8 protein-coding genes are annotated in these 12538 nt (G+C 34.4%); all 8 read right to left on the bottom strand.

Going from position 1 to position 12538, the window contains the following annotated elements; all coding sequences use genetic code 11:
- Window positions 1-183 precede the first annotated feature (183 nt).
- A complete protein-coding gene (locus tag DF185_RS03775) occupies window positions 184-3633 on the bottom strand; it encodes a SusC/RagA family TonB-linked outer membrane protein (protein WP_110359367.1) in 3450 nt (1149 codons plus the stop codon).
- 137 nt (window positions 3634-3770) lie between these two features.
- Window positions 3771-4793, bottom strand: a complete 1023-nt coding sequence (locus DF185_RS03780) for a FecR family protein (protein WP_165835936.1) — start codon at window positions 4791-4793, stop codon at window positions 3771-3773.
- Window positions 4794-4870: 77 nt separating this feature from the next.
- Window positions 4871-5443 carry an RNA polymerase sigma-70 factor gene (locus tag DF185_RS03785; RefSeq protein ID WP_110359369.1) on the bottom strand — a complete coding sequence of 191 codons (573 nt, stop codon included), beginning with the start codon at window positions 5441-5443 and terminating at the stop codon, window positions 4871-4873.
- A gap of 370 nt (window positions 5444-5813) precedes the next feature.
- Entirely contained in the window at window positions 5814-7211 is a 1398-nt protein-coding gene (locus DF185_RS03790; protein WP_110359370.1) for an MFS transporter, read from the bottom strand.
- 252 nt (window positions 7212-7463) lie between these two features.
- A complete protein-coding gene (gene glpC, locus DF185_RS03795) occupies window positions 7464-8723 on the bottom strand; it encodes an anaerobic glycerol-3-phosphate dehydrogenase subunit GlpC (protein WP_110359371.1) in 1260 nt (419 codons plus the stop codon).
- A gap of 7 nt (window positions 8724-8730) precedes the next feature.
- A complete protein-coding gene (gene glpB, locus DF185_RS03800) occupies window positions 8731-9972 on the bottom strand; it encodes a glycerol-3-phosphate dehydrogenase subunit GlpB (RefSeq protein ID WP_110359372.1) in 1242 nt (413 codons plus the stop codon).
- Between the two features lie 8 nt (window positions 9973-9980).
- Window positions 9981-11606 (bottom strand): anaerobic glycerol-3-phosphate dehydrogenase subunit A, encoded by a 1626-nt coding sequence (gene glpA, locus DF185_RS03805; protein WP_110359373.1) that lies wholly within the window; start codon window positions 11604-11606, stop codon window positions 9981-9983.
- A 471-nt stretch (window positions 11607-12077) separates the two neighbouring features.
- Entirely contained in the window at window positions 12078-12452 is a 375-nt protein-coding gene (locus DF185_RS03810) for a hypothetical protein (RefSeq protein ID WP_110359374.1), read from the bottom strand.
- Window positions 12453-12538: the final 86 nt, after the last annotated feature.

The raw sequence follows: 12538 nt of genomic DNA on the forward strand, positions 1-12538 counted from the left end.
AATAACAAAAATCGACCTGTATTTTAGAGGCAAATAACATCCCCACTTACCAATCTATAGATTGATATTATTTTCAATTCAGACCAAAATTTGTAACTAAATCATGAAAGGATTACCATGCCCTGCCAGACAGGGTAACATTTTCATTTACTACATTTTTGATTATTTACTTGACAATTTATTTTAAAAACCAATTCGCAAACCAAGACTGTATGTTTTGGTCTGAGGCATCGTTATCTCATCATATCCTGATAAGAGTGATGAAACGCCAAAAGCACTTACTTCCGGATCTAAACCAGAATAGTTGGTAATGGTAAATAAATTGGTTGCCTGAGCATACAATTTAATTTTATCCAACTTTAACTTCTTAACGAATTTCATCGGAAAATTATAAGCCAACACAAGTTTTTTCAATCTTATAAACGATGCATCTTCATAAAATCTTGAACTTGTTCGACTGGTGGTATAATTATTCTGTGCCGTGATGGATTTATTAAACAAAGCCGGACGACTGTTTATTTCCCCTTCACTTCTCCAGTAATTAGCAACATCAACCGATAAATTATTCACTTCGGTTGTTGTGTAGGTATTTAATATTGCAGCTGTACCATTCATTAGTTTTTTTCCTTCGGCAAAAACTAAAAAAGCACTAAATTCTATTCCTTTATATGATACCACATTACTAACACCTCCTGAATATTTTGGAATTCCGGAGCCCAGAGCTTTTCTATCATTTAAATCCGTTGGAGGAGTTTCCCTTAAAGTTCCATCAGCATATCGCCACAATGGATTTCCATTTTCAGGATTTACACCCTCCCATTGATATAGCATAAATTGCCCTGCTTCCTTTCCTTCCTCAAAATATTTGTATGCCTTATCTGCCCCCCAAACTTCATAACCACTTTGATTAATTTCCAAAACTTCGTTACGATTATAGGCCGAAGTGAGAAATATATCCCAAGATAATTCTCCACCTAGTATTTTGGCATCACAAGTCAATTCGATTCCGGTATTTTTCATCGAACCAACATTTACCCATTGTTTTGTATAACCAGATATTGCAGGTACATCTGTAAACAATAACAAGTTATTTACTTTTTTAGAATAGTAATCTAAATTAATATGAATATTATCATTCAATAGACTCATATCAATTCCCATATCAAAATTCTCAGTTTTCTCCCACGACAAATTAAAACTTGAGCTTCTTGCTTCCGTAATAATGTTCTTATTTCCATAGGTCAATTCGTCCTGGTGAGGTTCGTAAGTTCTTAAGGCTCCATAGGTATATGTGGATTGTTCAACCCCCGAATAACCAAAACTCGTTCTCAGCTTTATATTATTGATAATCGATTCCTTTTCTTTATTTAAAACAATATATCCTGCTGAAAAAGCTGGGAATATTTGATATCTATTGTCCTTGTTAAAACGAGATGATCCATCAATTCTGTAACTGATTCCTGTAAAAATCTTTTGTTTGTAATTATAATTTAATCTTCCAAACCAAGATGCCAAGGCATGTTTTCTCTTATTTGTGGAATAATCAGTTAGTTCGTAACTATTTCGATTATTTATTCTATATGGGCTTTGATAATTTAATTGCTCTTCCTTTTGTCTTGAATGTTCAAAACTTTGCCCTAAAACAAACTTTAATTTATGATCTCCAAATGACTTATTTCCAGTTAATGTATTCGTAATTACATATTTTCTTGAATAACCATCTGTTTCAATGGTTAGTTTCTCATCATTTTGATAACTATTTCGATAAGATGACAATGCATCCGTTTCAATGAAATTAACTCCCAGGTCACAACGATATGATAAATTATTCACAATTTGCAAATCCGCATATACATTAGCAATAATATAGTTATCCAGAATTTCTCCTTTATCATTTTGAGCCATTGCCACTGGATTCTCAGTATAATCACCATATGGATTTCCTTCTGTAGAAAAGTTAAATCCTCCATCTGAATTATATATTGGCAAATTAGGAGCTTTTAATATGGCATCACGATAAATTTTTGGAGCCAATAAGGAATTATTCTTCTCTGCTGTTAATGATATATTAGATCCAATTAAGAACAGGTTACTGATATTTTGCTGAAAATTAAATCTTGCTGTGTATCTTTTATAATCTGATCCAATTACATATGACTCTTGGTTTAAATGAGAGAAGCTAAAGTATAAAAAACCATTGTGCTTCTTATTTTGTATAGACAAAGCCAATTTATTACTCGTTGCATTTCGCACCACTTTATCATACCAATTGGTATTGATATCATTAGGAAATACAACTTCTTTTTTCTTAAGCTGAGTATAATAATTTGAGTAAAATGAAGAATACTCTTCCCCATTCATCAATTTTGGCTTATTAACAGGTTTAGAAATTCCGGTTTCCATTAATAGATTGACTTTTAAACCAAATTTTCTAGGATGTTTCGTATTAATCAAAATAACACCTGCTGCTCCCCTTGAGCCATATATTGAAGTTGAGTAAGCATCTTTCAGAATACTAATTGATTCAATATCCTCAGTATTCACAACGTTTAATCCATTCTTTTGAAAGAATGTGCTTTCTCGTAAATCATTGTAAACGTAGTTATCAAACAATCCGAACGCTTGACCTCCCGATACAGTTTGATAAGTTATCCGACTCAATCCTTCCTCTGTATTAAAAAGTGGAACACCATCTACAACAATTAATGGACTATTTGCATCAGGTTGCAATGAAGTTACTCCCCTTATGGCAATAGTTGATGAACTACCAGGAACACCAGAACTCTTTTGAAACCATAACCCACTGGCAGTACCTGCCAAGGTCTCATCCAAATTATTAGGAACTTCTCCGGTCATGATATTGGTAACGGAACTTACCGCTCCTATTTGTTCCTCCTTGGCTTCCTCACCATAGCCAATAATATTTACTTCTTTAAGGTTGATTACATCAGTACTCAATCGAATATCTTCAATCATTTTAAGACCAACTACAGTCTCGATACTATTAAAACCAATAGCAGAAAATATTATTGTATCCCCAACCAGGCAGTTTAATGTATAGTAACCATCTTTATCACTCGCTGTTCCTCGAGCTTCATTCTTTACCTTAACAGATGCTCCAACTATTGGAAGACCATCTTCATCGCAAAGAACTCTACCAATCATGATTTTCTGAACTTTAACCATTTGAGCTACATCAGTTGGGCTTGCAGCTTTCAGTTTAGAAGCTGGAACTTGACCTCTTGATTTTCTAATAATAATTTTATCCTGATATAGAACAAATGAAAATCCCTGTGGATGAAGCACCAGGCTTAACAATTCTTCAAGAGGAAGAACTTGTTTATCTGGAATATTGACAAAATATCCCTTAATTTTATCTGTATTATAAACAAAGGATACATTAGTTTGAGATTCAATTTCCTGAAAAAAATCTTCAAATGGCATACTTTGCCTCATAGAATTCAATGAAATTGGAATGGACTGGGAATAAGCCTCGAAAGAAATTAAAACTAGGAAAAGCTTGAAAATTAAGCCTACCAATACCTTACATCCATTATTAATAACAGATATTTTACAAACAGTTGAAAATTTGTTTGTACTGAATCGATATTTTTTCCTAATTTTGTCGTACATAATGCTAGTTGAAGCAATTGTGCTTGTTTCAATTAGATTTTTACTTGACAAGTAAATTTACTACATGTTAGTCGAAATACCGAAGAACTGCCATTCTTTGGTATTTTTTTAGTATTTACTTAAAAACACCTAGTCCATCAAAAATCACCTTTTGCTCCTAAGGTAACCAAGTTATTCTCCATTTTATATGAAAATTCACTGGTCATTTCAAGAATCTTGATGACTTCTTCCAATTTTTCATTTTCGAAATTTGCTGTGATTTTTAAATCTTTCAGACTGCCATCCATAAATTTAAAATTCACACCATACATTCTATATAAGGTTCTGGTTATCTCTAATAAAGAGGTATTTTCAAAGTGTAAGTCTTTATTCATCCAAGCCACATCAAGTTTATTATCCACATGCAACTTATCAATCGATTTGTTACTACGATCAACAACTCCTTTTTCACCTGGAACCAAATACATACTTTCCTGATTTCTATTCAAAAATCCTTCAGTGCGTTTAAAAGCTACTTTCCCAGTTAACACCGATGTTTCCATCTTTTCATCTTCTGGATATGCTTTCACATTAAACGATGTTCCCAACACTTTCACTTCTGCCTTCTTTAAACCAATAACAAAAGGTTTTTGCTCATTTCTGGCAACATCAAAGAAAGCTTCTCCTTGTAAATACACATTTCTCTCTTCTCCTGCTAAGTTCTTTTTATATTTCACTCGGCTATCTCCGTTCAAAAAAACTTGACTCCCATCAGAAAGCAAAATTTCTTTTTGATCTCCGGCATCGCAAGTCGAAACCTCATAACCCAATGTGTTTATGATTGAAAAAGGATTTTGAATTTGATCCCATGAAATTGCAGAAATCGAAATCAAAACAATTACAGAAGCTGCTATTCTGTACCAAGAGCTATTAAATAAATTTCTAACAACTTTAACATCTTGTTTTTCCTCCGCTTCAATCCTAGCCTTCACTTTATTTAAAACACGAAATCTATCTGAAATTGAGCTTTTCAATTCCAGATTCTCCCACTCCCCTTTTAAATCATTGAATAGCTTTTCATTCTCTGCTGAAGCTTTAAGCCAATCCCCCAATTGACTTGCCTCTTTATCAGAGATTTCACCAGCAAAATGCTTTGCTATTAATTGATTTATTTTATTCATTTCCGTCATTATATTCTTGTAGTTCAATTTTAAGACAGTATTTTTTTAAGCTTCCACTAAAAAAAAATGAAAAAAAATTATCTTTTTTTCATTTTTCCCTTATAACCAATCATTTCTGCTAGCTTTTTAATGGCAATACCCATTTGTGTATCAACAGTATTTACTGATACTTTTAGTTTTTCAGCCACTTCTTTATATTTCATACCCTCGAAACGAATTAAAAGAAAAACTTCTTTACACTTAGGAGGTAAACTTTCAATGCTATGGGTAATCTTATCCTGTAATTCCTTTGCAATAATTACATCTTCGGCTGTGTTGTCTTCGCTTAATTTATTGGAAACCTTCTCATCAATAGAATCTTTGCCAACCTTTTGTTCTTTATTGATACAATTTAATGAACGATTCTTTACACTAATGAATAAATAATTATCCAGATTCTTTACATCTTGTAATTTCGCTCTGTTCTGCCAGACTTGATAAAATACATCTGCAACAACTTCCTCTGCCAAATCTTTGCTTTTCACCAACACAAAAGAAGCGGTTAAAAGCCTGTCGTAATAAATATGAAAGAGTTCATCCAAAGCACGTTCATCAGAATCAACCGATAATCTACGAATTAGAAAATCAATATTTTGGGTATGATTTTTCAAGGGTTAAGTTTTCTTAAGTGGTTAATATAGGTTGGTCAAAGATGCAAAAAATCTTAGAAAGTGAAAATTTCAAATTAAAATGACATGACAATTTCATTCAAGCTCAGTACTTACTTCCTGACTTTCTTCTTACTAATATTCAACCATTTCTATTTAATTTACATCAACTATAGCTTCGTTAATCTTATCCGAATTCAATTTATTTCATCAACACTATACTTTCTGTTCACCACACTTTTCTTTATTCTAGCTTTTCCATGAAGTACGCAACTCGTATTGTATTGTATCATCAGAATACATCGACAAATGTTACAAAACAAAAAAACCGCCTCAATTGAGACGGTTTTTGATTTATTGTATTTTGCTTTTACTATGCAGCTTTTTGGGCATCCAATTTCTTGGTTACTCTTCCATACACAATTAATGCAATTGCCGATACCGCAGCAATTCCTACAAAATAGTACCAAATGTAATGTGCATTTGCCGATGCCACTTCCCATTCAGCTCTGGTTTTAAATAATATTGGATCAGGACAATACTTCGTTAAAAGAATACCTGATAATCCAAATCCTAAAATGGAAGATACAAATGAGTGCAAGTGACTAAATCCTAAATACAAACCCTCTTCCCCTTTAGGAGCTTGCAATGAAAAATACTCCAGAAATCGAGGTGAGATAAACGATTCTGCTAATCCTTGGAATACAATACCAACAATCATCATGAATGCCACTGGGTGCATACTAAATAATCCCAAATCAACAGAATCTACACTTAGTAAGTTACCTGCTGCCATACATAGTGCTGAAACCGGCATTATAAACATTCCAATGGTCATAGATAGTAGTGCAGTACGTTTTGCCATTAATTGAGTAATCAGTCCTACCGAAAGAACTACAACCAATGGGTTTACATTTGCATACCACGATGGAGATGCACCTTCACCGGCCATACGCAAAACATATTTTGGCATGGTTGCATACAATTGATGCTGCACCATCCAGAATCCGGTAACGATTAAGATTAATGCTACCAAACGACCATTTGCTACTACCCTTGTTAATGCTTGCCAAATTTCTCCTAATGATTTTCCTTCACCCTCTGTTTTCGAAGTTTTAAAGAAGAAGAACACAGCAAATACTGCTGCCAAAGTCATCGCTGCTGAGAAAAAATTCAGGTTTACCAAACCTTCATTCCCCATGGCTTCACGCAATGGCTTCACAATGGTTTTCCCCGAGAATGAACCGATGTTTACCATCATGTAAAAAATAGAAAATCCTTTCGCACGATTCGACTCTGTGGTTTCTTTGGCTACAGTACCTGTAATTACGGATTTAATGAACGATCCTCCAATCATTATCACAATCACAATTGGTACAATCATCCATTTCCAACTTGTTTTTTCTAATCCAGTAAACTTGGTTACTTCAGTATATTCAACCAAACCAGCAGCTTCCAACATGGTTGGTAAAATCGCTAATCCTGCATAACCAATACTTAGTAATGTGAAAGCCAATAGCAAGGCTTTTCTAAAACCCATTTTATCAGCTAAAGCTCCACTAAATGTTGGCAAAAGATACAAACCAGCTGAAAACAGACCTGATATCATTGCAGCTTCAATATCTGTAAAGCCTAATATTCTTGAAAGATATATGGTTATTACAATAAAAACTCCATAGTATGCTGCTCTCTCTAAAAGCTCAACAGAGTTGGCCACCCAAAAAGCTCTTGAGAACTTTTCTTTTCCCGTACTCACTTGTTCTGCACTCATTTTAATTCTTTGTTTAGTTTTATTTTAAGGTATTGTTGTCCGCAATATTGGGCGGTAAAAATAGATTACCACATTGAATTTCACAAGTAGGGATTCTCCTATTTTTTGCCTAATCCAAGCCTGTATATCAGTATAAAATTTAAAAGAATATTTACATGCAAAAAAGATGCCGCAATCAGTGAATCGAAATGATCCAATAATCGCGGCATTAACCTAACTTAAAAATAAAATATTTTGTTCTAAACTATACGCTTACTTTTGCCATAGTTTCATTGTAGCTTCAACATCTATTGCTTCTGCCAGAATGGATATTGGATGATGAACCTTACTAGAAGTTGACATTTCTATTTGCCATTTACAGGTTTCACAATCCGTAGCAACAAAATCAACTTTAGAATTTTCTATCTGATTGAATAAAGGTTTACCTACTTCCTGAGATGTTTGATAATTCTCTTTCTTAAATCCATAAGTCCCTGCTATCCCACAGCATTGCGATTCAAGCTGAACCAATTCAACACCTGGTATCATTTTTAGAAGCGAAGTGGAATAAATAGACCAACCTAACTTTTCCATATGACAAGGTGTATGATATGCAATTCTTTTCTTGTAATTCTTTTTAAATACCAAATTCAATTTCCCTTCATCAATCAAACGGAATAAGAAGCGAGTTGCCAGTTCACTATCATTTCTTATTTCCTCATTTTTTACTCCCAATAAATGAGGATATTCATCTCGAATTGTAAATATACAAGTTGATGATGTTGAGATTACAGGCATCTTTTTATCTACAATTGATTTCTTGAATGCCTCAACATTGTGCTTGGCTTGTTTGGTTGCTTGCTTGATTAATCCATTAGAAATTAATGCAACACCGCAACATTTTTCCTTCTCCAAAAGATGAACTCCATAACCTGCAGCATTCATTACCTTAATGAGATCTTTACCTTGCTGAGGGAAATTATAATTCACATAGCAACCGTGGAAATAACTAACATGCTTATCGAACTCCTGCTGTTTTTTTTCTGCATATCTGCGATACCAGGTTTCAAAACGTAAACCTGTATACTTTGGAAACATACGATGATGATCGATCTTTAGTACACTATCCATTACTTTACGAACAGGCTTAAGTGCAACTGCTGTATTCACAATTGGAGCAAATGTACTTGCCATGGTTCCCACAATATCGGTATTTGCAAGAATCATATCTCGCAGCTTTGGCTTGCTTTTGCTGTATTTTATGCGAGCTGATTGAATAATATCTCCAATTTTAACTCCTGACGGACAGGCAACTTCGCAACGCTTACAATTTAAACACAGCTTTAAAGCCTCATCATAAAACTCAGGATCTTTTAATCGCATTCTCTCACCATCTGGTCCGGATTGTTTCGGCCCAGGGTAATCAGGATTTACTTCCAATACCGGACAATAAACGGTACAGATTGTACATTTGACACATTGTTCAAAGTTGTTATCACTAACGTTATATGGTTCAAATATTTCCTTTTTCATTGTCCTGTTATTTTAAAATTTGTTCAGCCGCATGAAGAGATGTAAGTAAACTTATACCTGCTCCACTTCCTTCTTTAAGAGGATTTGCTCCTCCTAACACAGAACCTGCCACATATAAATTTTCTACAGGTTCACCATTCATCATCGCCCTAAAGTTCTGATCAGTTTTTACACCATAACGCATAAACGCCTGATCATTAAAGATCTTTTCATCAAACCATTTTTCACGATCGCTATCGCCTTCAATATCTAAACCAAAAATTGGCTCATATAATTTATCGTGAGTTGCCACAATTCCTTTACTGTAAAAACTTCCGCTAGCCAAAATGAATTGGTCAGCTTCAAATTTTATATCCCCATGATTATTGGTTCTGATTTCCAACAATCTACCATTCTCAAATACTCCTTCTTCAACATTATCTCCCAACAGGTAGGTTCCTCCCAATTCCTGAAATCTTTCACGCAATGTAATCTGAGTTCGAATACCTGGAACCGAAGGTGGTATGGCTGGTAACAAAAGAACTGGCTTTTCGATTTTCTCTTTTAGTTTATCTGCGATAGTCTTATTAAATAATCCAAATACTGCAGGAAGAATCACCACATCAAATCCATCACTAAGAACATTTGCTTTCTGTGCAAATTCATCAATGGCATTTTCCTTATCGAATTCTTTTGCAATATTGGTTGAACGCATTTCGCTAGGATTTTTACGAATTGCTTCAAACTGTTTCATCGAAACATTCTTGATTTGTGCTTGAACATCAAACTTTTTCAATCCATCTTTAATAAAGAGTGTATGAAAATCAAGAAATCCACTAAAGTTTAAGATAACCGCTTTCTTCCATGGGAAACTGTCCTTATTATCGAAACTGGTAAAATCACTTAATGTCAACCAAGTTGGTTTCATTACACCCATAGGTGTTAATGTAAAGTGATTTCTATCGGCTTGACCTGTTAAATTCAAACCAGAACGAACCAGCAAATGTAAAGCATCATTTGTTAATCGTTCTATTTTATCTAATCCTACTCTTTTATATGGGTGAGTATCAGGCAAGGCTTTCATGCTTTCCAATGGATTTGTAACCTCTTCCTCATTTACCTTACTCAATAAATCGAAGGAACCCGAAAAGAAATGAATCGCACTTTGACCAGATGAAACAATCGCACATTTTTTTCCCTGCTCCGCCAATTTAATTCCACATGTGAGTCCGCTTAACCCACCACCTATTATAATGTTATCGAATTTCATACTCTTGCTTAATTGTTATCTGGTTTCAATCCGTATATCCCTTCGTAAATCCAAGATGTAAATTGAATTTCATTAATCGTTTCTCCCCATGCAATTGGCGACATTCCTTTCCATCTTTCTTGAAGAAAGTTCGCCAAATCATCTTTTGCTTTCCCTGCTTCTTCCATTGATTCACAAAGAAGACCTGCTGCACGACAAGCACACAATTCACCTTGGCAAGTTCCCATTCCAACACGAGTTCTGCGGCGTAAATCTATCAGGTTATTCACATGCAATTCGTTAATTGCATACTTTACTTCCCCAATCGAAACTCCTTCGCATTCGCAAACCATTGAATCTTCATTCTCATCGCCTTTGGCAATTTTATGAGCCAATGATCCATGTCTATCCTTTGCTGATTTCTGAGTAATACCATTTACTGAATAAACTTTCTGGCTTACGTTATTTAATGTTTCATCACTTTTGTCTGATCCTGGCAATGGAATGTTGGCAGTTTCACATTTCTTATCAACATCTAATTTTTTACATATCAAATCTGTAGCTTCTTCAGCCATTAAGCGATATGTCATTAGCTTACCACCAGTAATCGTAATGAAACCTTCCAAGCCATCTCTTTCCTTGTGATCCATTAGTACAATACCACGACTAATACTTCTACCACTAGGATCATTATCTGCTGCAACCAATGGACGAACTCCTGCATAAGCACGAAGGATACGTGTTGTTGCCAGAGATGGAGAAAGCTTAACTCCTTCTCTTATCAACACATCTACATCATCCTTGGAAACATACATATTATCTATCTCCTCAATAGGAATTCGTTCTGATGTGGTTCCAATCAAACAAATGGTATCTCCCGGAACAAGAATATCTGCATTGGCAGGTTTTCTACATCTGTTCAAAACCATCTTATTCACACGATGACCAAAAATTAGAAGAGAACCTTTTGCAGGAAACATATTGATGTTAACTCCGGCAAACTTGGCAATATTATGTCCCCAAATTCCAGCAGCATTACAAACAATTTTTCCGTAATATTTTACTTTTTCCTTTTTTGCGTGATCGAATAATTCTACACCATTCACACGATCTTGATCTTTAAGAATGTCAATAACCTCGTGCTGAGTTAAAATTTCAGCGCCATGCAATTTGGCATCTAATGCATTTGACATGGTCAAACGGAAAGGGTCAACCGATCCGTCAGGTACTTTAACTGCTCCAATTATATCTGGATTTGCTGATGGCTCCATACGAAGTGCCAACTTAGGATCTATAATTTCTGTTGAAATTCCTGCACTTGAACAAGCATCTACAAATTGAGATTGAAATGCAATATCATCTTCTGGTAGTGTAAGAAATAGTCCATTGTTCTCTTCGATGCAATGGTTTGCAATCTTTCGGAGAATCATGTTTTCCTCAATACATTCAGCAGCCGATTCATGATCGGTTACTGCATATCTGGCTCCACTATGTAATAAACCATGATTTCTTCCTGTCGCACCAGTGGCAAAATCATGACGTTCTACTAGCAATACACTTAATCCTCTCATCGCACAATCCCGCGCTGTCCCTGCACCTGTTGCTCCCCCTCCGATGATTATTACATCATATTCCTTGGATCTATTCTTATTCATGATGAGTCTTCTTATTTCAATATCTTTTTATTCAGCTTAACGAAGATTTTAATAAATCTCACAATACAAAGATATACATCATACATAGCATTACAAAGTATGTCTTTAAAAAATATATTTTGCAATATCCAATCCTTAGCTTTAGGATGTATTTGTAGACTGAATAATTATACCAAAAACAACTCCAACCTCAGACACTTCAAAAAGCCGTAGAATCAACATTATCAACACATACAAACATTTCTTTCAAATTAATTTTCGTGAAATAAATTGGAATAAAAACAGATTAGGTAGATTGTATCTAAATAGAACTCATGAAGTTTTCACAGATAAAATCAATACAAAAAAATAAGCCAAATCATTAAAATGATTTGGCCATTTAATATGACGCAAGTATTAAATCTGACAAAAATACCTGCCAACATTCACTTTGTAAAAAGTAATTTATATAGGTGTTAATAGTTACAAACTTTAATTCTCATTCAATAACCAATGTCTTCCATTTTCTGGAGTAGAAAATACCTTTAACTGGTAACGATCACAAGAATTGCTTTGAACACGAATCATTCCAAATGCTGTATCCAATGGATTTCTTCTGATCAAGGCATGTCTTACAATTAATTTTTGTCCCAATTCAGATTCTATAATCGATCCCAAATTCTCAGCATCATCAATATCATATTGCAATTCTGCCGAACTTGCATCTTCTAATATTCTGATGCAATTGGGTGTACTAACTCCTCGTAAAAGGTTCAAACAATACTCTTTCATTTGAGCGAATTGAATTTTTCCAGTCAACACGACATCCATTAAATCACTCTCTGGTCTGTATTCTACGTTAATCATGACACACTCTCCCTCTTTTTCGCTTCTATTATATAGACAATCAAATGAGGGAATAGGGTGAAAAAAAAGCAAAAAAAAAGAGTCAT

This window comes from Marinifilum breve (genome assembly GCF_003202155.1).
Taxonomy (GTDB): Bacteria; Bacteroidota; Bacteroidia; order Bacteroidales; family Marinifilaceae; genus Marinifilum; species Marinifilum breve.

Coding starts and splice junctions, on each gene's coding strand:
- DF185_RS03775 (WP_110359367.1), bottom strand. CDS start 3,633: ATGTACGACAAAATTAGGAAAAAATATCGATTCAGTACAAACAAATTT.
- DF185_RS03780 (WP_165835936.1), bottom strand. CDS start 4,793: ATGAATAAAATAAATCAATTAATAGCAAAGCATTTTGCTGGTGAAATC.
- DF185_RS03790 (WP_110359370.1), bottom strand. CDS start 7,211: ATGAGTGCAGAACAAGTGAGTACGGGAAAAGAAAAGTTCTCAAGAGCT.
- glpC (WP_110359371.1), bottom strand. CDS start 8,723: ATGAAAAAGGAAATATTTGAACCATATAACGTTAGTGATAACAACTTT.
- glpB (WP_110359372.1), bottom strand. CDS start 9,972: ATGAAATTCGATAACATTATAATAGGTGGTGGGTTAAGCGGACTCACA.
- glpA (WP_110359373.1), bottom strand. CDS start 11,606: ATGAATAAGAATAGATCCAAGGAATATGATGTAATAATCATCGGAGGG.
- DF185_RS03810 (WP_110359374.1), bottom strand. CDS start 12,452: ATGATTAACGTAGAATACAGACCAGAGAGTGATTTAATGGATGTCGTG.